At 76.2% G+C, this 24,617-nt stretch carries 25 protein-coding genes; 20 read left to right on the forward strand and 5 right to left on the reverse strand.

The window, feature by feature from the left end; genetic code table 11:
- From KPL60_RS26750 to KPL60_RS26810, 13 genes are all read left to right on the forward strand, one after another.
- Entirely contained in the window at positions 1–618 is a 618-nt protein-coding gene (locus tag KPL60_RS26750; RefSeq protein WP_226367565.1) for a nucleoside triphosphate pyrophosphatase, read from the forward strand.
- Positions 619–658: 40 nt separating this feature from the next.
- Entirely contained in the window at positions 659–1,549 is an 891-nt protein-coding gene (locus KPL60_RS26755) for a sulfurtransferase (protein WP_226349927.1), read from the forward strand.
- Entirely contained in the window at positions 1,546–1,998 is a 453-nt protein-coding gene (locus KPL60_RS26760) for a SufE family protein (protein ID WP_226349926.1), read from the forward strand. Before KPL60_RS26755 ends, KPL60_RS26760 begins: the two co-directional genes overlap by 4 nt.
- A 166-nt stretch (positions 1,999–2,164) precedes the next feature.
- A complete protein-coding gene (locus KPL60_RS26765; protein ID WP_226367566.1) occupies positions 2,165–3,106 on the forward strand; it encodes a TIGR04222 domain-containing membrane protein in 942 nt (313 codons plus the stop codon).
- 92 nt (positions 3,107–3,198) lie between these two features.
- Positions 3,199–4,080 (forward strand): DUF692 family multinuclear iron-containing protein, encoded by an 882-nt coding sequence (locus KPL60_RS26770; RefSeq protein WP_226367567.1) that lies wholly within the window; start codon positions 3,199–3,201, stop codon positions 4,078–4,080.
- The gene (locus KPL60_RS26775) at positions 4,077–4,511 is read left to right on the forward strand and encodes a hypothetical protein (RefSeq protein WP_226367568.1); all 435 of its coding nucleotides are present in this window, start codon (positions 4,077–4,079) and stop codon (positions 4,509–4,511) included. The genes KPL60_RS26770 and KPL60_RS26775 overlap by 4 nt, the downstream gene beginning before the upstream one ends.
- 114 nt (positions 4,512–4,625) lie before the next feature.
- Positions 4,626–6,404 (forward strand): acetyl/propionyl/methylcrotonyl-CoA carboxylase subunit alpha, encoded by a 1,779-nt coding sequence (locus KPL60_RS26780; RefSeq protein ID WP_226367569.1) that lies wholly within the window; start codon positions 4,626–4,628, stop codon positions 6,402–6,404.
- A 5-nt stretch (positions 6,405–6,409) separates the two neighbouring features.
- On the forward strand, positions 6,410–6,982 hold the full coding sequence (locus KPL60_RS26785) for a GNAT family N-acetyltransferase (protein ID WP_226349921.1): 573 nt from the start codon (positions 6,410–6,412) through the stop codon (positions 6,980–6,982).
- 648 nt (positions 6,983–7,630) lie between these two features.
- Positions 7,631–8,137, forward strand: a complete 507-nt coding sequence (locus KPL60_RS26790; protein WP_226367570.1) for a hypothetical protein — start codon at positions 7,631–7,633, stop codon at positions 8,135–8,137.
- A 138-nt stretch (positions 8,138–8,275) separates the two neighbouring features.
- Positions 8,276–8,641, forward strand: a complete 366-nt coding sequence (locus KPL60_RS26795; RefSeq protein ID WP_226367571.1) for a hypothetical protein — start codon at positions 8,276–8,278, stop codon at positions 8,639–8,641.
- Positions 8,638–9,855: a hypothetical protein gene (locus tag KPL60_RS26800; protein ID WP_226367572.1), complete on the forward strand. Its 1,218-nt coding sequence runs from the start codon at positions 8,638–8,640 to the stop codon at positions 9,853–9,855. The genes KPL60_RS26795 and KPL60_RS26800 overlap by 4 nt, the downstream gene beginning before the upstream one ends.
- Before the next feature lie 636 nt (positions 9,856–10,491).
- Positions 10,492–10,725: a hypothetical protein gene (locus tag KPL60_RS26805; RefSeq protein WP_226367573.1), complete on the forward strand. Its 234-nt coding sequence runs from the start codon at positions 10,492–10,494 to the stop codon at positions 10,723–10,725.
- On the forward strand, positions 10,718–11,491 hold the full coding sequence (locus KPL60_RS26810) for an ESX secretion-associated protein EspG (RefSeq protein ID WP_226349917.1): 774 nt from the start codon (positions 10,718–10,720) through the stop codon (positions 11,489–11,491). The genes KPL60_RS26805 and KPL60_RS26810 overlap by 8 nt, the downstream gene beginning before the upstream one ends.
- On the opposite strand, the gene KPL60_RS26815 is transcribed toward KPL60_RS26810, so the two are convergent.
- Positions 11,466–12,869, reverse strand: coding sequence for an NAD(P)H-quinone dehydrogenase (locus KPL60_RS26815; protein WP_226349916.1), 1,404 nt, complete (start codon positions 12,867–12,869; stop codon positions 11,466–11,468). The genes KPL60_RS26810 and KPL60_RS26815 overlap by 26 nt on opposite strands.
- 143 nt (positions 12,870–13,012) lie before the next feature.
- Between KPL60_RS26815 and KPL60_RS26820 the strand changes: the two genes are divergently transcribed.
- The gene (locus KPL60_RS26820; RefSeq protein WP_062397641.1) at positions 13,013–13,477 is read left to right on the forward strand and encodes a gamma-glutamylcyclotransferase; all 465 of its coding nucleotides are present in this window, start codon (positions 13,013–13,015) and stop codon (positions 13,475–13,477) included.
- A gap of 80 nt (positions 13,478–13,557) precedes the next feature.
- On the opposite strand, the gene KPL60_RS26825 is transcribed toward KPL60_RS26820, so the two are convergent.
- A complete protein-coding gene (locus KPL60_RS26825; RefSeq protein WP_226368245.1) occupies positions 13,558–14,847 on the reverse strand; it encodes an amidohydrolase in 1,290 nt (429 codons plus the stop codon).
- Positions 14,848–15,287: 440 nt separating this feature from the next.
- Here KPL60_RS26825 and KPL60_RS26830 point away from each other — a divergent pair, with 440 nt between their 5' ends.
- The 4 genes from KPL60_RS26830 to KPL60_RS26845 are packed head-to-tail and all read left to right on the forward strand — an operon-like array spanning position 15,288 to position 19,894.
- Complete coding sequence (locus KPL60_RS26830; RefSeq protein WP_226367574.1) at positions 15,288–16,976, forward strand: serine/threonine-protein kinase; 1,689 nt, start codon at positions 15,288–15,290, stop codon at positions 16,974–16,976.
- Between the two features lie 37 nt (positions 16,977–17,013).
- Positions 17,014–17,817, forward strand: a complete 804-nt coding sequence (locus tag KPL60_RS26835) for a purine-nucleoside phosphorylase (RefSeq protein ID WP_226367575.1) — start codon at positions 17,014–17,016, stop codon at positions 17,815–17,817.
- Entirely contained in the window at positions 17,817–19,436 is a 1,620-nt protein-coding gene (locus KPL60_RS26840; protein WP_226367576.1) for a phospho-sugar mutase, read from the forward strand. The genes KPL60_RS26835 and KPL60_RS26840 overlap by 1 nt, the downstream gene beginning before the upstream one ends.
- Positions 19,433–19,894, forward strand: a complete 462-nt coding sequence (locus KPL60_RS26845; RefSeq protein WP_226367577.1) for a flavodoxin family protein — start codon at positions 19,433–19,435, stop codon at positions 19,892–19,894. The genes KPL60_RS26840 and KPL60_RS26845 overlap by 4 nt, the downstream gene beginning before the upstream one ends.
- Position 19,895: 1 nt before the next feature.
- Here KPL60_RS26845 and KPL60_RS26850 read toward each other — a convergent pair whose 3' ends face one another.
- Positions 19,896–20,645 (reverse strand): SGNH/GDSL hydrolase family protein, encoded by a 750-nt coding sequence (locus KPL60_RS26850; protein WP_226349911.1) that lies wholly within the window; start codon positions 20,643–20,645, stop codon positions 19,896–19,898.
- Between the two features lie 7 nt (positions 20,646–20,652).
- A complete protein-coding gene (upp, locus tag KPL60_RS26855) occupies positions 20,653–21,276 on the reverse strand; it encodes a uracil phosphoribosyltransferase (protein ID WP_226349910.1) in 624 nt (207 codons plus the stop codon).
- A gap of 524 nt (positions 21,277–21,800) precedes the next feature.
- Here upp and KPL60_RS26860 point away from each other — a divergent pair.
- On the forward strand, positions 21,801–22,037 hold the full coding sequence (locus KPL60_RS26860; protein ID WP_010230125.1) for a hypothetical protein: 237 nt from the start codon (positions 21,801–21,803) through the stop codon (positions 22,035–22,037).
- A gap of 85 nt (positions 22,038–22,122) precedes the next feature.
- Positions 22,123–23,385, forward strand: coding sequence for a primosomal protein (locus KPL60_RS26865; protein WP_226367578.1), 1,263 nt, complete (start codon positions 22,123–22,125; stop codon positions 23,383–23,385).
- Here KPL60_RS26865 and KPL60_RS26870 read toward each other — a convergent pair.
- Positions 23,382–24,482 carry an adenosine deaminase gene (locus KPL60_RS26870; protein ID WP_226367579.1) on the reverse strand — a complete coding sequence of 367 codons (1,101 nt, stop codon included), beginning with the start codon at positions 24,480–24,482 and terminating at the stop codon, positions 23,382–23,384. The two genes, KPL60_RS26865 and KPL60_RS26870, sit on opposite strands and share 4 nt — an antisense overlap.
- Positions 24,483–24,617: the final 135 nt, after the last annotated feature.

The raw sequence follows: 24,617 nt of genomic DNA on the forward strand, positions 1-24,617 counted from the left end.
GTGCGTCTGGTTCTGGCCTCCGCCTCCCCCGCCCGCCTGTCGGTCCTGCGCGCCGCCGGGGCCGACCCCGCCGTGGAGGTCTCCGACGTCGACGAGGACGCCCTGCTCGCCGCGCACCCCGACGCCGACCCCGCGCGCAAGGTGACGCTGCTGGCCGCGGCCAAGGCCGCCGCCGTCGCCGACCGGCTGACCGGTGACTGCGTGGTCGTGGGCTGCGACTCCATGCTGCTCGTCGACGGCGAGCTGGTCGGCAAGCCGCACGACGCGGAGACCGCGCGGCGCCGCTGGAAGGCCATGGCCGGGCGCACCGGCGAGCTGCTGACCGGGCACGCCGTGCTGCGCCTGGCCGGCGGGGCGGTCGTGCAGGAGGCCGAGGGGCACGCCGGGACCGGGGTGCGCTTCGCCGAGCCGACCGACGCCGAGCTGGACGCCTACCTCGCCACCGGCGAGCCGCTGAAGGTCGCGGGCGCGTTCACCCTGGACGGGCTGGGCGGCTGGTTCGTCGAGGGCATCGACGGCGACCCGTCCAACGTGATCGGGATCAGCCTGCCGCTGCTGCGCCGTCTGCTGGGCGCGGTCGGGGTGTCGGTGGTCGATCTGTGGACGCCACGGTCCTGACCGCCGTGTGGGTGTCGGGGCACGCGGTTACCCTGCGGCCATGACTGTCGGACACGACCCCGACCCGAAGCTCGCCGAGTACGCGCACCCCGAGCGCCTGGTCACCACCGAGTGGCTGGCCGAGCACCTCACCGACCCCGGCCTCGTCGTCGTGGAGTCCGACGAGGACGTGCTGCTCTACGAGACCGGGCACATCCCCGGCGCGGTGAAGGTCGACTGGCACACCGAGCTGAACGACCCCGTCACCCGTGACTACGTCGACGGCACCCGCTTCGCCGAGATCATGTCCGAGCGCGGCATCGGCCGGGACACCACGATCGTCGTCTACGGGGACCGGAACAACTGGTGGGCCGCCTACGCGCTGTGGGTGTTCTCCCTGTTCGGCCACGCCGACGTGCGGCTGCTCGACGGCGGCCGGTCCAAGTGGGTCGCCGAGGGCCGCGAGATGGTCACCGACGCCCCCACCCCGGCCCAGGTCGACTACCCGGTCGTCGAGCGCGACGACTCCGGCATCCGCGCCTTCAAGGACGACGTCCTCGCCCACCTGGGCAGGCCGCTGGTCGACGTGCGGTCCCCGCAGGAGTACACCGGCGAGAAGCTGCACATGCCCGACTACCCGCAGGAGGGCGCGGTCCGCGGCGGGCACATCCCGGGCGCCGCGAGCGTCCCGTGGGCCCGCGCCGCCGCCGAGGACGGGTCCTTCAAGAGCCGTGCCGAGCTGTCCGCGATCTACGAGCAGGAGCAGGGGCTGTCGGCCTCGGACGACGTCGTCGCCTACTGCCGGATCGGCGAGCGCTCCAGCCACACCTGGTTCGTGCTGACGTACCTGCTGGGCTTCGACCGGGTCCGCAACTACGACGGCAGCTGGACCGAGTGGGGCAACGCCGTGCGCGTGCCGATCGTGCAGGGCGAGGAGCGCGGGTCCGCGTGAGCTCCACCGACCCGGGCACCCTGCCCCCCGATCTCGCCGAGCTGGTCGACGACTTCGCCGCGGTCGGCCCGAAGGACCGTCTCCAGCTGCTGCTGGAGCTGTCCCAGGAGCTGCCGGACCTGCCCGAGCGGTACGCCGACACCGCGGACACGATGGAGCAGGTCCACGAGTGCCAGTCGCCGCTGTTCCTCGCCGTCGAGGTGGAGGACGGCGGTGAGCGGCCGGTGCACCTGTTCTTCTCCGCGCCGAAGGAGGCGCCGACCACCCGCGGGTTCGCCTCGATCATGGTGACCGGGCTCGACGGGCAGCCCGCCGCGACGGTGCTGGCCGTGCCGGACGACTTCTACACCGACCTCGGCCTCGCCGAGGCCGTCAGCCCGCTGCGGCTGCGCGGCATCGCGGCGATGCTGGCGCGCATCAAGAACCAGGTGCGGGCCGCGACCGCCTGAGCCCGCCCGCTCACTCCCGCGACAGCCGGGGTCACCGTCGGTGATCCCGGCTGCCGTCGTCCGCGCTCCTTCCTCAAGTCCACCTCAAATCGGTCACCCGGCCGGGGTGAGCGGGCGCACACTGCTTCGAACGACGAAGTGTCGCTCACCGCAGGGGGTGGTGGAGATGGGCACGAACCTCACCGGGGACACCTGGGGCATCCCGGGTCAGACCTTCCTGGTCCTCTACGTCGTCGCGCTGGTCCTGGTCTCCGGGATCGTGCTGCGCCGGCGGCGGACGATCGCGCAGGGGGATCCGCGCGGCGCCCGCACCCTCGACAGCAGGCCCGAGGACGTCGCGTACCTCAACGGCGGCCCCGAGCTGGCCGTGTACGCGGCCCTGTCGGCCATGCACGTCGACGGCAGCCTGGTCACCTCCGGCCGCACCACGGGCCAGGTGCGGGCGGGCAGGGTCCCCGGGCACGGCGCGTCGGCGCTGCAGCGGGCGATCCACCGCTCCGCGCAGCGTCTGACCCCGGGCCGGATGCTGGGCACCCACGAGCCGGTCCGCACCGAGCTGGCCCGGGCCGCGCAGCGGCTGGAGACCGCGGGGCTGCTGCTGTCCCCGGCCGACCGGGTCCGCTACCGGGCGACCGCCTGGCCGGTCGGGGTGCTCGCCCTCGCCGGTGCGGTGCGGATCGCCGCCGGTCTGGGCGGTGGGCGCCCGGTCGGGTTCCTGTTCGCGCTCGTCGCCGCCACCGCGGTGTTCGCCACGGTGCTCGCGACGCGGGTGCCCGACCGGACCCGGGCCGGGGACGCCGCGCTCACCGTCGTCCGGTCCCGGAACGACGCGCTGTCGCCGTCGATGCGCCCGGACTGGACGGCCGTCGGGCCCGCGGCGGCCGCGCTGTCGGTCGGGGCGTTCGGGGTCGGCGCGATGCTGGCCGCCGAGCCCGCCTTCGCCGAGGAGCTCGCCGCGCAGAAGCTCGCCACGCTCGGCGGGGCGCCCGCCGCGACCGGGGGCGGCTCCTCCGACGGCGGTGGCGTCGGCTGGTCCGGCGGTGACGGCGGCGGGAGCAGCTGCGGCGGAGGCGGCGGAGGCTGTGGCGGAGGCGGCTGCGGCGGCTGAGCCCGCGTGGGGGAACCGGATCTGCCGTCCCCGCAGCTGCACCGTGGGGGGTGTGAAGCTGCGGGGACGGCTCGTACGGCGGAGGTGGCGACATGACGGGTGTCCCGGGCGGGACCGGGGTCGGCTGGCGCAGCGGCATCGCCGCCGTCCTCGACGACGTCGACGGTCTCACGTTCCACGAGGTCATCGCCGAGTCGCTGCGCCCGGACGCGGTGCCGGCGTCGCTGCTGCGCAGGCCGGTCGTCGTGCACGGGGTGCGGCTGTCGCCGGGCTCGCCCGAGGGCGTCGACCCGGGGCGGGTCGCCCACCTCGCGGCCTGCGCCGCGGCGACGGGTGCGGCGCTGGTCAGCGAGCACATCGCGTTCACCCGGGCCGGCGGGGTCGAGGCGGGGCACCTGCTGCCGCTCCCCCGGACCCGCGAGGCGCTCGACGTGCTCGTCGCCAACGTGACGGCGACCCGCGAGGAGCTCGACGTCCCGCTGGCGCTGGAGCCGATCGCGGCCCTGTTCGACTGGCCCGACGACGAGTTCGACGAGGCGGGCTTCCTGCATCGGCTGCACGACCGGACCGGGGCGCCGCTGCTGCTCGACGTCGCGAACACCTTCGTCAACGCCCGCAACCGGGGCCGTGACCCGCGGGCGGACGTCGACGCGCTGCTCGCCGGGCTGCCGCCCGGGGCGGTGGCCTACTGCCACGTCGCCGGGCACGCCGCCGACGCGGCGGGGCTGCTGCACGACACCCACACCGACCCCGTCCCGGACGCGGTGCTGGCGCTGCTGACCCACACCGTCGCGCAGCTGCCGGTGCCGCCGCCGGTGATGCTGGAACGCGACGGCCGCTACCCGCCCGCCGCGGTGCTGCGCGCGGAGCTGGACGCCATCGCGGCCGCGGCCGGGCACGCGGCGCCGTGCCGGGCGGGTGCGGGCGCCGGACCGGTGGCCGCGCCCGCCGCGGACGGGCCGGGCCGGACGTGAGCGACGGGCTCGCGCGGCGGCAGGCCGAGCTGGTGGCGGCGCTCGTCGCGGGCGGGACGGACCCGGCCGGGTTCGACGCGGCGCGCCTGGCGGCGGCCCGGGCGGCGCTGCTGCGCAAGCGCGCCGGGCTCGTCGCCGCGGCGTGGCCGCTGCTCGCCGTCGACGCCGGGGCGGGCTGGCAGGCCCGGTTCGACGCCCGCTTCGACGGCGTCGCCCCCTACGGCCCGGAGCGGGAGGGCTGGGACCTGGCCCGCGAGCTCGCGGCCGCCGGGCGGCTCGGTGCGGGCGCGCGGCGCGAGCTGGCCGCGCGCGAAGCGGCGCTGCACTACGACGGCCGCACCGCCCCGCGACCCCGGAACCGCCTGTCCCGATGGTGGCACCGGTCACGACTGGAACGATCAGGGTCGAGGTCGGGGCCCTCGGACGGGTGACGACGTTGCCATCGCCACATTCCCCACCGGTAACTTCCGGCTGCTCTGCTCTTACACTCCGCCTAACCCTGCGCCGGAGCATCGGGCCGGCGCCGTGACCGGAGGAGTTCGACCGTGCCCGCACTGCGCAAAGTGCTCGTCGCCAACCGGGGAGAGATCGCCGTCCGCGTGATCCGAGCAGCGAAGGACGCGGGGCTTCAGAGCGTCGCCGTCTACGCCGACCCGGACCGGGACGCGATGTTCGTGCGGCTCGCCGACGAGGCCTTCGCGCTGGGTGGCTCCACCGCCGCCGAGTCCTACCTCGACATCGAGAAGGTCATCGGTGCCGCGAAGCAGGCCGGTGCCGACGCGATCCACCCCGGCTACGGCTTCCTGTCGGAGAACGCCGACTTCGCCCAGGCCGTGATCGACGCCGACCTGACCTGGATCGGCCCGTCGCCGCAGTCGATCCGCGACCTCGGCGACAAGGTGACCGCGCGTCACATCGCCCTGAAGGCCGGCGCCCCGCTGGTGCCCGGCACCAAGGACCCGGTGAAGGACGCGGACGAGGTCATCGCCTTCGCCGACGAGCACGGCCTGCCGGTCGCGATCAAGGCCGCCTTCGGCGGTGGCGGGCGCGGCATGAAGGTCGCCCGCGAGCGCTCCGAGATCGCCGAGCTGTACGAGTCCGCGGTCCGTGAGGCCACCGCGGCGTTCGGCCGCGGCGAGTGCTTCGTCGAGCGCTACCTGGACAAGCCGCGCCACGTCGAGACCCAGGTGCTGGCCGACCAGCACGGGAACGTCGTCGTCGTGGGGACGCGGGACTGCTCGCTGCAGCGCCGCTTCCAGAAGCTCGTCGAGGAGGCGCCCGCGCCGTTCCTGAGCGACGAGCAGAAGAAGACCCTGTACGACGCCTCGAAGGCGATCTGCAAGGAGGCCGGCTACTACGGCGCCGGCACCGTCGAGTTCCTGATCGGCCAGGACGGCATGATCACCTTCCTCGAGGTGAACACCCGTCTGCAGGTCGAGCACCCGGTCTCGGAGGAGACCACCGGGATCGACCTGGTCCGCCAGATGTTCCGGATCGCCGAGGGTCAGGAGCTGGACTTCGACGACGACCCGCAGCCGCGCGGGCACGCCATCGAGTTCCGCATCAACGGCGAGGACGCCGGGCGCAACTTCCTGCCGGCGCCGGGCACCGTCGAGCGGATCTGGTACCCGGCCGGGCCGGGCGTCCGGATGGACGCGGGCGTCGAGGACGGCTCGGTCATCGGCGGCCAGTTCGACTCGCTGCTGGCGAAGCTGATCGTGTGGGGCAGCGACCGGCAGCAGGCGCTGCAGCGGGCCCGTCGCGCGCTCGGCGAGTTCAAGGTCGAGGGCATGGCGACCGTGCTCGAGTTCCACCGTCTCGTCGTCGAGGACCCGGCCTACGCCGCCGAGACCCTCGAGGACTTCACCGTGCACACCCGCTGGATCGAGACCGAGTGGGACAACACCGTCCCGCCGTTCGAGGGCGGCGCGGGTGCCGACGACGAGTCCGGCGAGCGGCAGACCGTCGTGGTCGAGGTCGGCGGGCGACGCCTGGAGGTCTCGCTGCCCGGTGACCTCGCCCTCGGCGGGGGCGGCAACGGCGGCGGCGCGGCCAAGGCGGCCCCGCGCAAGCGTGGCGGCAAGGGCGGCGGCGGGGCGAAGGCCTCCGGCGACGCCGTCACCGCGCCGATGCAGGGCACGATCATCAAGGTCGCGGTCTCCGAGGGCGACACCGTCGAGGTGGGTGACCTGATCGTCGTCCTCGAGGCGATGAAGATGGAGAACCCGGTCACCGCGACCAAGGCCGGCACCGTGACCGGTCTGGACGCGGAGCAGGGCGCCTCGGTCACCCAGGGCACCGTCATCTGCGAGATCAAGGACTGACCCGGGTGCCCGCCCCGGTGCTCGACCCGGTCGAGATCAACGCCGGGGCGTGGTACCTGCGCGGGCTGCGGCACGACGGCCGGGTGGACGACCGCCCGGCCGTCGCCGCGTCCTGCCGGGATCCGGAGATCCGGCGCTGGCGCAACCGTCCGGACCCGGCCGCCCCGGACTTCGACGAGCAGGTGACCGCGCACGTCGCGGACCGGATCGACGGCTGGGCCCGCGGCACCCGCTGTGCCTGGGCCGTCGCCGAGCCGACGACCGGGGAGATGCTCGGCGAGATCACCCTGGAGCACCTGGACCTCGCCCACGGCACCGCCGAGCTGCGCTGCTGGACGCTGCCCGGCGCCCGCGGACGCGGCCTGGTCCGCACCGCGGCCGGGGCGGTCGTGCGCTTCGCCTTCGGCGGGCTCGGGCTGCACCGCGTCACCTGGATGCACGCCGAGCCGAACCGGGCCTCCGCCGCCGTCGCCGCGACGCTGGGGTTCGTGCCGGAGGGCCGGCTGCGGGAGGCGTGGACCGTCGACGGCGAGCGGGTCGACGTCGTCGTGCTGGGGCGGTTGGTGGGCGAGGGCTGAGGCGGTCGGCCCGGCCCCGTCGCCCGCGCGCCGGCAGCCGCGTTCCGCGGGACGCGGTCCGTCCGGCCGGACAGCCCGTCGCCGCGTTCCGCGGAACGCGAGGGACGCGCGCCACGGTGCCGCGGAACCCCTGTCACCTCGCGCGAGCGCACGCACCCACGTTCTGCGGAACGCACCCGGTGACCTGCACCGTCGCGTGTGCGACCGCGTTCCGCGGAACGCGGTTCCCGGGGGCCGGATGCCCGTCCCGAGGGTGCAGTCCGCGTTCCGCGGAACGCGCTGCGGCTCCGGTCGCCCGGACACGTGCGTTCCGCGGAACGCACGCCGCCCGACCCGGACGCCACCCCACCGGCGCCGAGCACGCCCCGGGCTCGCCGGAGCCCGCCCGCGTTCCGCGGAACGCGCTGTGCCGAGCGGGTCACCGCCCGTTGACCGGCCCGTCGCGCCGTTCTAGCGTTCCCGACGTGTCGCGCACGCCGTCCGGCGCCCGCGACACGCACGTCACAACTCCACAGCCGACCCGTGTGCCCGATCCACGGGGCCCGGAACTACCGCCACGCGGAGTACCGCGCCGCGGATCCGCTCACCACGCAGGCCCTGCCGCGCCGTGAGCCGTCCCAGTTCGACCGAGACGTCACAGGATCCGTCATGCCCCCAGAGTTCGACATCGCGCCGACGACGTTCCACGTCACGACGCACGTCCACACCGACGGCCCGATCCCGGGCCCGCACTCCCTGCTCACCCTGACCTCCTCCGCGTACGGCGCGGACGGGGTCCTGATCGGCACCTTCACCGCCAACCTCCGGGAGCTCCCGGGGGCCACCCTGCACCCGACCGCGCTGGCGACCTGGCGCACCCGGGCGGAGGACTGGCTCCTGCCCCGGCGGGCCTCGCGCCCACCGGGGCAGGTGGCGAACGACTACGCAGCCTGGGTCACCGACCTGGGCGAGCGTGCGCTGTTCGTCTCCGACCCGGAGGAACCGGACCACCTGTTCGTCTACTGGTACCTGCAGCGTTTCGCAGGCCGGTGGCCGTTCGCGGGGACCGTTCCCGCCCTCGGCGGGACGCCCCGGCCCTGGGCCCCACCGCCGTGCCCGCTGCGCGGGTGCGCCCCGGTCGAGGTCCCGGAGCCGACCGAGGTGACGGCGGCCTGACCGCGACACACACCCCCGTCCGCGCCGGTGACCACCGGCGCGGACGGGGGTGTCGTCGTGTGCGGGCTTCGCGATCGCGACCGTTCCACGGCGAACCCCCGCGGCGACGGCCGATGCGGGCCTAGCGTGCGCCCGTCCGTGATCCGCCCGTCCGCACCGGAGGCCGACGTGCCCGACATCCACCCGGACCTGCGTGTCGACCCGGCCGCCCCGGCCGCGGCGGCGGAGGCGCTCGACCGGGCCGCGTCCCGGCTGGCCGTCGCGCTGCGCACCCTCGACGCCGACGCCCGCCGGGTCGAGCCGTGGCTGGGGGACCCGGCCAGCGCCGAGGCCGCCGCCCGCTACGCCGTCCACGCCGCGGACGGCCCGGACGCCGCGATCGGCCGGCTGCGCACGCTGCACGCGGAGCTGCTGCGGGCCCGCGACGCCGCCGGTGCCACCGGGCGTGCCTACACCCGCGCCGAGGAGTCGACGACGGACGCGCTGAACGGGGGTGCCCGGTGACCGCTCCGCGCTGGGCGGGACTGAGCCACGCCGAGATCGTCGCGATGGTCGCGGCCGGTCCGGGCCCCTCGGCGTCGGCCGGGGCGGAGCGGGCGTGGCGCGACGCCGCCGCCGCGCTCACCGACGTCCACCGCGAGCTGTCCGGCCAGGTCCGTGACCTGCCCGGAGGGTGGTCCGGCGGCACCGCGGACGGCGTCACCGCGGCGTTCGGGTCGCTGGACGGCTGGGTCGTCTCCGCCGCCGTCGACGCGGGCCGCACCGCCGACGCACTCGCCGCCCAGGCCGGGCTCGCCGCGGACCTCCGGGCCCGGATGCCGGCCGCCGCGGCCCCGACGCCGCCCGAGACCGCACCCACCGGCCCGGCCCTGCTCGACGACTGGGCGGCCGCCGACCTCGCCGCGGGCAACTCGGCCGGCCGGGCCGCGGAGCTGATGGTCCGCTACGACGACGACACCCGCGTCACCGGCGCCCCGTGGACCGGCTGGGGTGCGTCCCCGGTCGTCGCCCACGACGGCACCGCCCCCGCCTCCCCCGCCGTCCCGGCCCCGTCGCCCGGCGGGCCCCCGCCCGGTCCCGGCGGCGACGCGGACCCGGCCCCGGCGGGCGGCGCTGCGTCAAGGACGACGGTGTTCGCGGGAATCGGCCTCGGCGGGATCACCGCGGCGGTGCTGACCGGGAACGGACGGGCCGGGGTGCCCGGGGCGCGGCCGATCGACGTCGGCGGGCCCTCCTCCGGGCCCGACCCCGCGGACGCCTCCGCGACCGACACCCCCCCGCACCGGCACGCCCGGCACGCCCGGCACGGACACCGGGCCCGGAACCGTCGGCCTCGGGGCCGGTCCGGCCTCCCCCGCGGACGCCGGCATCCCGGGCGGTGTCGGCGGCGCGGACCACGGCGGCGGCAGCACCGCGGTGACCGCCACGGTGCTCGCGGGCGGGGCGCTCGGCGGGGCCGGGATCCTGATCGGCGCCACGATCCGCCGGGAGCGGCAGAGCCGGGACGGACGCAGGCCCGCCGAGGACGGCACACCGCCCGGCCACCCGCGCCCCGGCGGCGACCTGACCCCGGGGCGCGACGCACACCCCTCCGGCGACCTGCCCCCGGAGCGCGACGCACACCCCTCCGGCGACCTGCCGTCGGAGCACGGCGCACGGGCCGGCGACGACGCCGCACCGGGGCCGGAGGGGCCCGGCAGCGACACCACCCCCGGTGAGGCCCCGCGGCCCGGCGACGCGGTCGGCCACGGGACACCGTCCGGCGGTGCCGCCCAGGACCCGCCGGGTGACGGACCGCCGAGCGGGGCCGAGCACCGACCGCCCTCCGGCGACGCGACGACCAGCGGCACCCGCGCCCCCAGCGGCGCCCCGGCCGCCGACGGTGGAGTGCCGTGGACGCCCGGTGGCCCCCACCCGGACGGCGCCTCGCCCGGAGGCCCCGCTCCCGGTGCATTCCCGAGCGACCGACCGTCCCCGGGGGAACCGGCGGCGGAACCACCGGCGGTACCGCCCCCGGCGACCCCACGCCGCACAGCTCCACGTCCGCAGGCCCCGGCCACTCCACGACCGGCGGCGGCGCGCCCGGTCAGCCCACGACCGGCGGGCCGGCCGCCGGGGGCGCGACGGGCGCCGACCCCACCGACCACGGGCCGACCGACCACGGGCCGACCGGCAGCGGACCGACCGGCGGCGGCACCGCCCCGCACTGCCCCGCCCCCGGCGATCCCGGAGACCCCGACGGTCCCCGCAGCCCGGTCCACTACGGCGTCACCACCGGCGACCTCGCCGTCCCCCACACCGACGGCCCGGCGCCCCCCGGCGCCGTCACACACGCCCGCCCCACCCCGCCGCCGATGCCGGCACCGGGCGACCCGGCCGTCACCCCCGCCGGAGTACCGGTGGGCGCGGTCCCGGCCGCCCCGCACCCGGTCGCGGCGACCGTCGGCGCGCCCGCCGCCCCCCGCATCCCGGCCTGGCGCCTCGTCGCCGACGAGCACGCCGCCCCCGACGACCCCCCGGAGCAGCCCGATGCCCGACCCGACCCCGGCGTCCTGCGCCCCGACGCGCGCTGGAGGGGCCGTGGCTGAGCCCGCGCCCTGGACCCCGTCGGTGCCGTTCGTGCTCACCGGCGCCGAGTTCGACGTCGTCTGGGAGCACCTGGGGCTCGGCGCCACCCCGGTGGCGCTGCGGCTGCCCTCCCCCGGGCGCACCCGCGAGGAACGACGCCGGGTCGTGGCGGCCGGCGTCGGCGGGCTGCGCGCCCGCGGCCTCGCCGGTCCGGCCGGACCCGACCCCGCGCTGGTACGGCTGCTGGCCCTGCTCGCCCGCCCCGACCGTCACCTGGAGGTGCGCGGCCGGTTCGACGACGGGCCGCTGCGCGCAGTCGCCGCCGAGCGCGACGGCGACGGCGTCCTCGCCGTCCACACCGGCGGAGCCGTCACCGTCACCGCGGCGGGCTCACCGGCGTTCGCCGCGGTGTCGGCCCTGCCCCGGCGCGCGCCGGGGCCCGGGCCCGCCGTGGCCCTGCCCACCACCGAGCTGGCCCGCCTCCTCGACGCGGACGCACACACCGACCCCGGCACGGACGACGGGCAGCGGGCCCGGCTCGCACCGCTGCTCGCCGGGCCCGCGCACCGTGCGCAGATCTGTGCCGTCCGGCACGACCGCTGGGGCAGCCCGTCGCGGCTGCCGGGGCACGTCGCCGTCGTCGACACGCCGCGGGGGCGCTACCGGCTGACCCGCGGGACCGGCGCGCACGGCGGACCCGAGTGGTCCACCCTCGCCCCCGCGGGCGACGGCGAGCTGCGCGACCGGTTCGCGGAGCTGTTCAGTCCAGGTCGGAGTGCTGCATGAGCTGACGGCCCGCCTCGGTGATCGACCCGGACAGCGACGGGTACACCGAGAAGGTGTGGGCCAGGTCGTCCACGCCCAGCCCGTTCTGGACCGCCATCGCGATCGGCAGGATCAGCTCGCTCGCGACCGGGGCGACCACGACACCACCGATGACCACGCCGGACGCCGGGCGGCAGAACAGCTTCACGAAGCCGCGGCGCAGCCCGCGCATCTTGGCGCGCGGGTTGGTCGACAGCGGCAGCATCACGGTGCGGGCCGGGACCTCGCCGGAGTCGATCGCGTTCTGGCTGATCCCGACGGTCGCGATCTCGGGGCGGGTGAACACGTTCGCCGCGACGGTCCGCAGCCGGATCGGGGAGACGCCCTCGCCCAGCGCGTGCCACATCGCGATCCGGCCCTGCATGGCCGCGACCGAGGCGAGCATGAGCACGCCGGTGCAGTCGCCGGCCGCGTAGACGCCCGGCTCCGAGGTGCGCGAGACCTTGTCGACGGGGACGAACCCGCCGCGGTCGGTCTCGATGCCGATCTTCTCCAGGCCGAGGTCGGCGGTGTTCGGGATCGACCCGACGGTCATCAGGGCGTGCGAGCCCTCGACGACGCGGCCGTCGGACAGCGTCACGCGGACGCCGTCGCCGGTGTTCTCGACGGAGTCCGCGCGGGCGTGGGCGAGGATCTCGACGCCGCGCTCGGCGAAGACCTCCTCGAGCACGGCGGCGGCGTCGGCGTCCTCGTGCGGGAGGACCCGGTCACGGCTGGAGACCAGGCTGACCCGGCAGCCGAGCTCGACGTAGGCGGAGCAGAACTCCGCGCCGGTCACGCCCGACCCGATCACGATCAGGTGCTCGGGCAGCTCGTCGAGGTCGTAGAGCTGGCGCCAGTCGAGGATCCGGTCGCCGTCGGGGCGGGCGGAGTCCAGCACCCGCGGGGTGGCCCCGGTCGCGATGAGGACGACGTCGGCGACGAGCTCCTCGACCGTCCCGTCGGCGTGGGTGGCGGTCACCTCGTGCGCGGCGCGGGCCGCGCCGGGCCCGGCGAACTGCGCGGTGCCGGCGATGATCCGGACGCCCTCGTTCTCCAGCCGGGCCCGCACGTCGGCGGACTGGGCGAGAGCGAGGGACTTGACCCGCTCGTTGACCGCGGGCAGGTCGACCGCGGAGTTGCCGCGGTCGACCAGCACGCCGAGGTCCTCGGCACGGTGCAGGTCGACCCGGACGGCCGCGGAGGAGATGAAGGTCTTCGAGGGGACGCAGTCGTAGACGACGCAGGCGCCGCCCATCCCGTCCCGCTCGACGACGGTCACCTCGCTGCCGTGCTGTGCCGCGACGAGTGCGGCCTCGTACCCGGCCGGTCCGCCGCCCATGATGACGATGCGGGTCACGGGAGATCCCCCTGGAGAAGTCGGTGGTGGTGGACCGGCAGGCGGTCCCGCCCGCCGGCGTCGACGGGGCTCACAGTACGCGTGTCCCATCCTTAGGACCGGGCGGGTCGAGGCCCCGCCGGGCTTCCCATTACCCTGCACGCGTGCCGCTGTATGCCGCGTACGGGTCGAACATGGACCCCGAGCAGATGAAGGAGCGCGCCCCGCACTCGCCGATGGCCGGGACCGGGTGGCTCCAGGGCTGGCGGCTGACGTTCGGCGGCGAGGACTACACCTGGGAGGGCGCGCTCTCCACCGTGGTGGAGGAGCCGGGCTCGCAGGTGTTCGTCGTGCTCTACGACGTCCCCGAGCACGACGAACGCCAGCTCGACCGCTGGGAGGGCGGCGAGCTGGGCATGCACAAGAAGCTGCGGCTGCGCGTCGCCACCCTCGACGGCAGCGTCCTCGCGTTCATCTACGTGCTGAACGCCTACGAGGGCGGGGACCCGTCGGCCCGCTACCTGGGTGTGATCGCCGACGCCGCGGAGACCGCGGGAGCCCCGGACGACTACGTCAACGAGCTGCGCAGCAGGCCCAGCCGCAAGTCCTCCCCCGGCAACCAGTCCTGACCGGCCGCACCGGCTGACGACCACGGCCCGGCCCCCGCGAGGGGACCGGGCCGTCGTCGTTCACCGCGGGAGACGGTGGTTCAGGAGGCCGCCTGCGCCAGGGCGGACAATGCGGCCTGCACCAGCACCCGCGAGCCGAACGGCAGGGCCCGCTCGTCGAGGTCGAAGGTCGGCTGGTGGATGTCCCGCTGCTTCCCGGCGCCCGACCACACCCCGAGCCGCGCCATGGCGCCCGCGGAGTGCTCCAGGTACCAGGCGAAGTCCTCGCCGCCGGAGGACTGCTCGGTGGAGGCGTCGGCCGCCTCGCCCCCGACGGTCACCGCGGCGTCGCGCAGCATCCCGGTGGACACCGCGTCGTTGACGACCGGCGGGACACCGCGGACGTGGTCGAGCACGTAGCCGACACCGGTCGGGGCCAGCACGGACGCGACGAGCGCCCGCAGCTTCTCCTCGAGCTCGGTCCAGGTGGCGTGGTCGGCGGTGCGCAGGGTGCCGCGCAGCAGCCCGGACTGCGGGATCGCGTTCGCCGCGTCCCCGGCGTGCACCGCACCCCAGGTCAGGACGGTGCCCGACCGCGGGTCGACGTGGCGGGTCAGCAGCAGCGGCACCTGGGTGGCCAGCAGCCCGAGCGCCTGCACGAGGTCGGCGGTCAGGTGCGGGCGCGAGGTGTGCCCGCCCGGGGAGGTCAGCCGGACCTCGATGAGGTCGCAGGCCGAGGTGATCGGCCCGACCCGGGTGCCGAGCCGTCCGACCTCCAGGCGCGGGTCGCAGTGCAGCGCGAAGATCCGCTGCACGCCCTCCATCACGCCCTGCTCGACGGCGTCGAGCGCGCCGCCCGGCTGCACCTCCTCGGCCGGCTGGAACACCAGCCGGACCCGGCCGGGCAGCGACGGCGCGGACTGCAGCGCCAGTGCCGCGCCGAGCAGCATCGCGGTGTGCGCGTCGTGCCCGCAGGCGTGCATCACGCCGGGCACCTCGGAGGCGAACGGGAGACCGGTCTGCTCCTGCAGGGGCAGCGCGTCCATGTCCGCGCGCAGGGCGACCAGCGGCTCGCCGTGCCCCACCTCGCAGACGACGCCGGTGCCGCCGCGCAGCGTGCGCGGCTCCAGACCGGCCCGCCGCAGGGTCTCCGCGACGCGCGCGGTCGTGAGGTGCTCGCGACGGGCCAGCTCGGGCTGGGCGTGGATCGCGCGGCGCCAGCCGACGATCTCGCCCTTGTGCGCCCGCATCCACGACTCCAGCCAGGCCGGACCCGTGCCGGAGCCGAGATCGTCGACCGCGGGATCGGTGATCTCCGGGAGCTCGGTGCGGGTCTGCAGCGCAGTCACCTTGTCCTCCTCGTACTGGCCCTCGGCGGGAACGGCCCGCATGTCCGCGGTCGACGCGGACGGCGTTCGGTCGTCTCCCACCACCCATGATGGTGCTCACCCGTCCGGCGGTGTTCCAGTCGAAATCGTCCGTTCACGCCTCGGGGCGGCAAGGGGTCGGCGAGCTGCTGCCAGCGGGTTCACCGCTCCAGGTGAACGGCCGCGTGCGACCGCTCCTCCCGTCGGCGAACGGCCGTCCTCGCCGTTCACCGGCGGTTCGGACGCCCGTCACGGGGAACTCCCGGCACGACGACACCGGCCCGCGGCCGGAACGCCACCGGACCGTGACCGTCCGTACGCCCGGCCCGCCGCGGCGGCCGTCCGGCGTCCCGGACCGACCAGTGTCGTCACGCACCGTCACACCCGCGCACCGGCGGTGACGATCTCGGCCGGGAACGGTGTGCGGGGACGGGCCGCGCGGGCACGATGGAACAATCGGCGGCGTGTCCGTTCCCGAGGGCGAGGTCCAGCGCCGACAGTTCGCCGGGCGGTACCGCGTCGACGGTCCGCTCGGGAGCGGCGCGATGGGCACCGTCTGGTCGGGTTTCGACGAGGTCCTGCACCGCCGCGTCGCGCTCAAGGAGCTGAAGATCCCCGACGGCATCCCGGCCGGGGAGAAGCTGGAGCTGCGGGAACGCATCATGCGGGAGGCCCGGGCGCTGGCCGGGCTGTCGCACCCCAACGTCGTGACCGTCTTCGACGTGCTCGACTCCGGCGGCGACGAGCCGCTGGTGGTCATGGAGCTGGTGCCGTCGAAGAACCTGGCCGCGGCGATCACCGAGCTGGGCAGGCTCGACGCCGCGCAGGCCGGCGTCGTCGGGCACGGCACGGCGGCGGCGCTGCGGGCCGCGCACCGGGCCGGGATCACCCACCGCGACGTGAAGCCCGGCAACGTCCTGATCTCCGACGACGGCCGGATCAAGCTCACCGACTTCGGCATCGCCCGCAACGAGTCCGACGCGCCGATGACCTCCGCGGGCCTCGTGCTCGGCTCGCCCGCCTACATCGCCCCCGAGGTCGCCGCGGGCCAGCCGGTCACCCCCGCCGCGGACCTGTGGGGCCTCGGCGCGACGCTCTGGGCCGCCGTCGAGGGCCGCCCGCCCTACGACGTCGACGGCGACCCGGTCCGCACCATCACCGAGGTCGTCGACGGCCCCGTCCCCGCGCCGACGGTCACCGGCCCGCTCGCCGAGGTCATCGCCGGGCTGATGGTCAAGGAGCCGTCGGGCCGGATGCCGCTCGACGAGGTCCGGGCCCGGCTGCGCCCGCTGCTCGCCGACCCGGACGACCCGATCTTCCCCGGCTCGCCGGACGTGCCGACCGTGATGGCGCGGGTGCCCGCACCGACCGGCGCGGCCCCGGCACCGGCACCGCCGCGGGTCGCCGCACCGCCCCCGCCCGGTTCGGTCGGCCCCACCGGCACCGGCACCTACGGCCGCGTCCCGGTCGCCGACCCCGTGCCCGCACCGGCACCGCCGCCCGCCGAGCCGCCGCGCCCGCGGCAGGCCCGGCCGTCGTCGCGGGGGGCGGCGCCCGCCCGCACCGCGGCGGCCGGCCCGACCACCGTGCTCGGCGCCGTCCCGCTGGTCCTCGGCGGCGCCCTGATCGTGCTGCTCGGCGCGCTCGCCGGGTTCGCCGGGGTCCGCGCGCTGGCCGGCCAGGAACCGCTGTCGACGGTCACGGTCGCCACCGACCGGTCGCTGCGCACCACCTACCCGGACCCGCTCGGCTTCACCGTGCCGGTGCCCGACGGCTGGACGCAGTTCCGCTCGCCCGCCCCCGACGGCTCGGTCGTCGTCCGCTTCGTCAGCCCGGACGGCCGTCAGGAGCTGTCGGTCCGGGCGGCGACCTCGCTGCAGGCCGTCACCGAGGCCCTCACCCCGGAGGCGCTGGGTGTCGACCCGGTCGAGGCCGGGCCGGTCGAGCAGCTGCCCGACGGCTCCAGCCAGATCGCGCTCACCACCGGCAGCGGCAGCGCGCAGCGCAGCACGCTGATGCGCATCATCCCCGGCCGCGACCAGCTCGGCGGGGTCTGGGTACTGCAGCTGACCTCCCCCGCCGGCCGCGCCGAGGACGCCGTCGCGGGCCTGTTCGACGCCGTCGCCTCCGGCTTCCGCGCCACCCCGGGCTGAGCCGGCCACGGCGCAGGCGCCCCCTAGGCTGGCGCCCATGGCCGACACCGCCGACCCCACCGCTCGCGCCCACGACGCCGCCGCCGAGCTCGCCCGCCGCACCGGCACCGACACCCACGACGTGGCGGTGGTCCTGGGCTCCGGCTGGCGTCCGGCCGCCGACGTCCTCGGCACCCCGGACACCGAGGTCCCGATGGCCGAGCTGCCCGGGTTCGTCGCGCCGTCCGCGGTCGGCCACGGCGGCACCGCCCGCTCGCTGCGCATCGGCGACACCCGGGTGCTGGTCCTGCTCGGGCGCACCCACCTCTACGAGGGCCACGGGATGGACCCGGTCGTGCACGGCGTCCGCACCGCCGCGGCGGCCGGTGTCCGCACGGTCGTGCTGACCAACGCGGCGGGCGGCATCACCGAGGGCCTGTCGGTCGGGCAGCCGGTGCTGATCTCCGACCACCTCAACCTGCTGGCGCGCTCGCCGCTGCACGGCGCGCACTTCGTCGACCTCACCGACGCCTACTCCCCGCGGCTGCGCGCCGCCGCCCGCGAGCTGGACCCGTCGCTGGTCGACGGCGTCTACGCCGGGCTGCCCGGCCCCCACTTCGAGACCCCGGCCGAGATCCGGATGCTGCGCACGCTGGGCGCGGACCTGGTCGGGATGTCCACCGTCGCCGAGACGATCGCCGCCCGCGCCGCCGGGCTGGAGGTCGCCGGCATCTCGCTGGTCACCAACCTGGCCGCGGGCCTGTCCGGGCAGCCGCTGAACCACCAGGAGGTCCTCGACGCCGGCGCCGCCGCGGCGACCCGGATGGGCTCGCTGCTGCGCGACCTCGTCGGCCGCATCTGATGGTGCTCCCGGGGCCGCTGCGCGACGCGGCGCTGCGCTGGATCGCCGACGACCCCGACCCGGGCACCCGGGCCGAGCTGCAGCGCGTGCTGGCCACCGCGATGGCCGGCGGCGACGGCGCCGCGGCGGCCGGCGACGAGCTGGCCGACCGGCTGTCCGGGCCGCTGCGCTTCGGCACCGCCGGGCTGCGCGGGCCGGTGCGGGCCGGGCCGTCGGGGATGAACGTCGCCGTCGTGACCCGGGCGACCGCCGGGCTGGCCGCCCACCTGGCCCGGACCGCGGGCACCGGCCGGGTCGTCGTGGGCCGGGACGCCCGGCACGGGTCGGCGGCGTTCGCCGAGGCCACCGCCCGGGTGCTGACCGGCGCCGGGTTCACCGTGACCCTGCTCGACGGCCCCGTCCCCACCCCGCTGGTGGCCTTCGCCGTGCGGCACCTCGGCGCGGTCGCCGGGATCGCCGTCACCGCCTCGCACAACCCGCCCGCCGACAACGGCTACAAGGTCTACCTCGCCGACGGCGCGCAGCTCGTGGGTCCCGACGACGCCGCCATCGAGGACGCGATCACCGCCGCCCCGCCCGCGGTGTCGGTGCCGCTCGGGCCGCTGCCGGACCCGGCGGAGGTCACCGGCGCCTACCTGGACCGGGTCGCGACGCTGTCGGGGAACACCGGGGCGCCCGCGCCGCGGATCGCGCTCACCCCGATGCACGGCGTCGGCGGCGCGACCGTGGTCGCCGCGCTCGCCCGGGCCGGGGTGCACGACGTCGCCGTCGTCGCGAGCCAGGCCGTGCCCGACCCCGACTTCCCGACGGTCGCGTTCCCGAACCCGGAGGAGCCCGGCGCGACCGACGCACTGCTCGCGCTGGCCGCGGAGAGCGGCGCGGACCTCGCCGTCGCGCTGGACCCGGACGCCGACCGGTGCGCGCTCGGCGTCGCCTTCCCCGACGGCTGGCGGATGCTGTCCGGCGACGAGACCGGCGTGCTGCTCGGCGACCACGTCCTGCGGACCGCGACCGCGGCGGACCCGCTGGTCGCGACGACCGTGGTGTCGTCGTCGATGCTCGCCCGGGTGGCGGCCACCCGCGGGGCCCGCTCCGCCGAGACCCTCACCGGGTTCAAGTGGATCGTGCGGGCCGGCGACGGGCTCGTCTTCGGCTACGAGGAGGCGATCGGGCTCTGCGTCGACCCCGACGGCGTCCGGGACAAGGACGGCGTCTCCGCCGCCGTCGTCGCCGCGGACCTGGTGCGCGGTCTCGCCGCGGCCGGGTCGTCGGTGCCGCGCCGGCTCGACGAGCTGGCCGCGGAGTTCGGCGTGCACGCCACCCGGGGCGTCTCGATCCGGATGGCCCCCGCCGAGCGCGACGCCGCCGTCGCCCGGCTGCGCGACGCGCCCCCGGCCGGCTGGGAGGCCGACCGCCCGGCCCCCGACGTGCTGCGGCTGCGGCGCCCCGGGACCCGCGTGGTGATCCGCCCGTCGGGGACCGAGCCGAAGCTCAAGGCCTACCTGGAGGTCGTGGAGGACCCCACCGGCGACGTGGCCGCGGTGCCGGCGTCGCGGGCCGTCGCCGCGGAGCGCCTGGACGCGCTGCGCACCGAGGTCGACGGGATGCTCGCCGGATGAGCGCGCGCCTGCTCCTGGTCCACCACACGCCGTCCCCCGCGACCGCGGAGCTGCTCGCCGAGGTCCGCGCGGGCGCGGCCGACCCGGACATCACCGGGGTGGAGGTCGTCGCCCGCGCCGCCCTGGCCGCGACGGCGAGCGACCTGCTTGCCGCGGACGCCGTCGTCCTCGGGACGCCGGCGAACATCGGCTACATGTCCGGCGCGCTCAAGCACTTCCTCGACCAGGTCTTCTACGTCTGCGCCGACGACACCCGCGGCCTGCCCTACGGGCTGTGGGTGCACGGCGGCTCGGACACCTCCGGCGCGACCCGCTCGGTGACGACGGTCGCCGAGGCGATGGGCTGGACCGCGGCGGCCGCGCCGGTCGAGGTGGCGGGTCCCCCGGACGCCGCCGCCCGGGCCGCGTGCCGCGAGCTGGGCGCGGTCGTGGCCGCGACCGTCATGCCGGAGGACTGAGCTACCGGCGCCCGGTGGCGGGCCGGACCCCGAGGTGCGCCTCGATCCGGTCGGCCCACACCGACGCGATCGTGCGGTAGGCGCCCGGTCCGGCGTGCAGGCCGTCCGCGGTCCGCCCGGCGGGGAACAGGGTGGAGGTGTCGACGAACTCCACCGAGTGCCCGGCCGCCCGGTGCGCCGCGGCGACCCGGGGCAGGTACTCGGCCAGCCGCGCCCGCTCGGCCCGCTGCTTCGGCAGCGGCGCCCACACCCCGGCCATGATCACGTGGGTGTGCGGTGCGGCCGCGAACACGCGGTCCAGCAGGCGGTCCAGGCTCGCCGCCGTCGCCCGCGCGCTCGCGCCCTGCAGCAGGTCGTTGGTCCCGGCGTGCAGCAGCACGACGTCCGGCTGCGCGGCCAGCACCCAGCCGCCCGTCATCGGCACCATCCGGGCCGCCGTCCAGCCGGAGCGGCCCTCGTGGTCGGTGTCGGGCAGCGCCTCCGGCCCGGAGCTGCGGGAGCCGACGTAGTCGATGCGGACGCCGTCGGCGGCCAGGCGCTGCCACAGCGGGAGGCGGTAGCCCGCCGTCCCCGGGCTCCCCACCCCGACCGTCGACGACGCGCCCAGCGGCATCACCCGCACCACCCCGGGCTCGTCGACGGCGGCGGGCACCTCGGCGTCCTCCGGCCGGTCCGCCGCGGGCAGCGCCGACAGCGCGACCGCGACCACCGTCGCCACGACCCCGGTGAGGATGCGGCGGGAGGGCCTCACGGCGGGCTCAGACCGCGCCGAACTGACGGTCCCCGGCGTCGCCGAGGCCGGGGACGATGAACGCGGAGTCGTTGAGCCGCTCGTCGATGCTGGCGGTCACCATCCGGACCGGCAGCCCGGACGCGCGCAGCCGCTCCACGCCCTCCGGCGCGGACAGCGCGCAGAGGACCGTCACGTCGTCGGCGCCGCGGCGGGTCAGCAGCTCCACGGTGTGCACCATCGAGCCGCCGGTGGCCAGCATCGGGTCGAGCACGAACACCGGCCGCCCGACGAGGCTGTCGGGCAGCGACTCCATGTACGGCACCGGCTCGTGGGTCGTCTCGTCGCGGGCCATGCCGACGAAGCCCATCTGCGAGTCCGGGATCAGGTTCAGCGCGGCCTCGGCCATCCCCAGCCCGGCCCGCAGCACGGGGACGAGCACCGGCGGGTTCGCGAGCCGGTACCCGACCGTCCGCGAGACCGGGGTGTGGATCCGGTCCTCGGCCAGCGGCGCCGAGCGGGTGGCCTCGTAGACCAGCATCAGGGTGAGCTCGCGCAACGCCGCCCGGAAGGTCGCGTTGTCGGTGCGGGCGTCCCGCATGGTGCTGAGCCGGGCCCGCGCGAGCGGGTGGTCGACGACGATCGTGTCCACGGGCGCACAGCCTACGGCGGCCGGGCCGCGAGGAGATCCCCCGTGAGGAGGCGCCCGGCCCACCGATCCGGTGCCGTCGCCCCGCGGGCCGGTGGGACCCGACGGCCGGACGCGCCCCGTGTCCTGCGACGATGCCGTCCCGTGACCGGACGGACACCGGGACGTCATCCCCGGACGTTGACACGGATGCGTGTCACGGTTCACGAAGCGTGAGAAGCACGCGCTCACCGACGAGTGACGCCGGGACCGGCCGGATGCACCTCCTCGTCCTCCCGGGTGAGGCCGCGGACACCCTCGCAGACCTTGCGTGACAGCCGATCCCCGAGCGGAACCGTGATCACCAACGGTGTCCGGTCGGACACGTCCGGTTCCCCGGATCGCGTGACCGACCGCGTGGAGTGCCACGATCAGCACGCGCGGTCGCCGATCTCGCGATTCACCTGACCCGAACGGGTGGTATGGCCGAAACGGTGTCACATCGAGGGCACCGCCGACGCTGTACTAGACAACAAGGAGGTGATCCGATGCCGGAGAACACGACTTCCGAGGAGCAGACGTTGATCGCTGCTGCGGAAAAGCTCACGCAGTGCGACGGATACGTTGTTCTGGCGGTGGACCCGCAGACCGGGGAGGTGGACGCGCACGGCCCGTTCGACGGGATGACGGCGACCATCAAGGCCGACCAGCTGCGACGCGACTTCGACCGGGGTGGACTCGAGGACGTGTCCATCGGAGTGGTCCGACTGCACTCCCAGGCCTGACCCCGCACGACCGTGATCCGCCGGGCCGGCGACACCCGAGGTGGTGGGACCGGCCGGCGGAAGGACGCGACGATAGGCTCGCCCCGTGGCAAGCGACATCGTCCCGATCCGGCTCGCTCTCACCCGGGGCGACGTGGTCACCCTGTGGGCTCCCCCCTGGCGCGAAGACGGCGAGGAGTGGGAAGCCTTCCTCGGCGACGACGAGCACGTGTTCGTCTTCGACGAGGTGGCCGGTCTCGCCGCGTTCGTGCGGACCGCACCCGAGCACGACCTGACCGACCACCCCGCGTGGTCGGCGGTCCCCGGGCTCGCGGTCGCCGAGCTGACCCCCGACGCCGTCCACCGGTACGACCTGGTCGGTCTGCCGGAGCTGGCCGCCGCCGACCCGGACGCGCTGACCGTGCAGGAGCTGCACGAGACCGTCTCGATCGTCCGGTCGCTGGCCGACGTCTGCGACCTCACCGACGTGATCGCCGCGCTCGACGGCGAGCCCACGTTCGCGCTGCTGCGCGAGGGCGAGCAGGCCTTCGCCGGCCGTGACGGCGCCAAGCGCTGGACCGCGCTGTCCGAGGCGATCGCGACGCACTGGGACGGGGTCGTCGACACCGTCGACGACCTCGTCGCCACCCCGGACGTCGACGCCGGGGCGCTGGACAAGGCACGCGCCGAGGAGCAGGAGCTCCGCGACCGTCTCGCCGAGCAGCCCCTCGACGACGACGAGGCCCTCGAGGCCGCCGCGCTCGCCGCGGGCACCGAGGACGCCGACACCGCCGAGGAGGAGCCGACCGGCTTCTGGGCCGAGGTCGGCATCGACCCGATCCGCATCGAGGTCGGCGACCGCTCCGTGGTCAGCCTGCGCTGCTACCTCGACGACAAGCCGGTCTTCCTCGGCTCCGACGGCCGGATCGACGTGTTCGGCTCCGAGCGTGCGCTGTTCCGGGCGCTGGCCGACCGGGAGCACCCCGCCGTCGCCGGGACCGACCTGACCGCGGCCGTCACCTTCGCCGAGGTGCTCGACGCGGCCGCCGTCGGCGAGCTCGACGGCGGCGTCGAGGACATGAACACCTACGTGCTGACCGGGATCGGCCCCGACCTCGCCGAGGGCGTGCTCGACCTGGACCCGGTCCAGCTCGACCTGGCCTCGGAGCTGCTGACCGACGTCGGCGAGTGGGCCGGGGACCCCGAGCCCGCCGAGGTCCTCGCCGAGTCCAACAGCCTCGGCTGGCTCGTGTCGTTCGTCGTACGGCCGGACCCGACGCGGATGGCACCCAGCCCGCCGTTCACCCAGGAGGCGCAGTCCTGGGGCGAGCTCGTCGCCGGGCTCGAGGCCCGGCTGCGGGAGCACTAGCGCGACAGGGCCTCGTACCCGGGCTTGATGACGTCCTCGATGAGCGCCAGACGCTCGTCGAACCCGATGAACGCCGACTTCATCGCGTTGACGGTGAACCAGCGCAGGGTGTCCCAGCCGTAGCCGAAGGTCTCGGCCAGGTCGTACATCTCGCTGGTCATCGTGCAGCCGGACATCAGCCGGTTGTCGGTGTTGACCGTGACCCGGAACCGCAGCTCGGTGAGCAGCCCGATGGGGTGCTCGGCCAGCGACGACGCGGCGCCGGTGTGCACGTTCGACGTCGGGCACATCTCCAGCGGGATGCGGCTGTCGCGGACCCAGGCGGCGAGGCGGCCCAGCTGCGGGCCGTCGTCGGTGACGGTGATGTCGTCGACGATCCGGACGCCGTGCCCGAGCCGCTCGGCCCCGCACCACTGGAGCGCCTCCCGGATCGAGGGCAGCCCGAACGCCTCACCGGCGTGGATGGTGACGTGCGCGCACCGCTGACGGACGTACTCGAACGCGTCGAGGTGGCGGGTGGGCGGGAACCCCTTCTCGGCGCCGGCGATGTCGAACCCGACCACGCCGGAGTCGCGGTGGCGCACGGCCAGCTCGGCGATCTCCCGGGACCGGGCGGCGTGCCGCATCGCGGTGAGCAGGGTGCCGACCCGGATGGTGTTGCCGGCCGCCGCGGCGCGGTCGGAGCCGATCCGGAACCCGTCGAGGACGGCGGCGATGACGGCGTCGAGGTCCAGCCCGCCCTCGACGTGCAGCTCGGGGGCGAAGCGCACCTCGGCGTAGACGACGCCGTCGGCGGCCAGGTCCTCGGCGGCCTCGGCCGCCACCCGGGTCAGCGCCTCCCGGGTCTGCAGCACGGCGACGGTGTGCCCGAAGGTCTCGAGGTAGCGGACCAGCGAGCCGGAGTGGGCGGCGCCGAGGAACCAGGCCGCGAGCTCGCCGGGGTCGGTGGTGGGGAGCTTGTCGTAGCCGTACTCGCGGGCCAGGTCGACGACGGTCCCGACCCGCAGGCCGCCGTCGAGGTGGTCGTGCAGGAGCACCTTGGGAGCGCGGCGGACGGTGTCGCGGGTGACCGGGACGGGAGCGGTGGGATCTGCCACTCGGGCACGGTACCGAGCGGCGTGGCGCGCGACGACCGGCGCCCGGACCTGCCATGATCGACCCGATCCGGGTGCGGAGACATGCCCCGGACGGCTCAACGCAACACCGTCCGTCGACCCTCGTACGGCGGTCGC

The sequence above is a fragment of the Pseudonocardia sp. ICBG162 genome, from assembly GCF_020496225.1.
Taxonomy (GTDB): Bacteria; Actinomycetota; Actinomycetes; order Mycobacteriales; family Pseudonocardiaceae; genus Pseudonocardia; species Pseudonocardia alni.

Excerpts from the sequence above, each read along its gene's own strand:
- KPL60_RS26755 (WP_226349927.1), top strand. The coding sequence starts at position 659 with ATGACTGTCGGACACGACCCCGACCCGAAGCTCGCCGAGTACGCGCAC.
- KPL60_RS26765 (WP_226367566.1), top strand. The coding sequence starts at position 2,165 with ATGGGCACGAACCTCACCGGGGACACCTGGGGCATCCCGGGTCAGACC.
- KPL60_RS26770 (WP_226367567.1), top strand. The coding sequence starts at position 3,199 with ATGACGGGTGTCCCGGGCGGGACCGGGGTCGGCTGGCGCAGCGGCATC.
- KPL60_RS26790 (WP_226367570.1), top strand. The coding sequence starts at position 7,631 with ATGCCCCCAGAGTTCGACATCGCGCCGACGACGTTCCACGTCACGACG.
- KPL60_RS26805 (WP_226367573.1), top strand. The coding sequence starts at position 10,492 with ATGCCGGCACCGGGCGACCCGGCCGTCACCCCCGCCGGAGTACCGGTG.
- KPL60_RS26825 (WP_226368245.1), bottom strand. The coding sequence starts at position 14,847 with ATGCGGGCCGTTCCCGCCGAGGGCCAGTACGAGGAGGACAAGGTGACT.
- KPL60_RS26835 (WP_226367575.1), top strand. The coding sequence starts at position 17,014 with ATGGCCGACACCGCCGACCCCACCGCTCGCGCCCACGACGCCGCCGCC.
- KPL60_RS26840 (WP_226367576.1), top strand. The coding sequence starts at position 17,817 with ATGGTGCTCCCGGGGCCGCTGCGCGACGCGGCGCTGCGCTGGATCGCC.
- KPL60_RS26845 (WP_226367577.1), top strand. The coding sequence starts at position 19,433 with ATGAGCGCGCGCCTGCTCCTGGTCCACCACACGCCGTCCCCCGCGACC.
- KPL60_RS26860 (WP_010230125.1), top strand. The coding sequence starts at position 21,801 with ATGCCGGAGAACACGACTTCCGAGGAGCAGACGTTGATCGCTGCTGCG.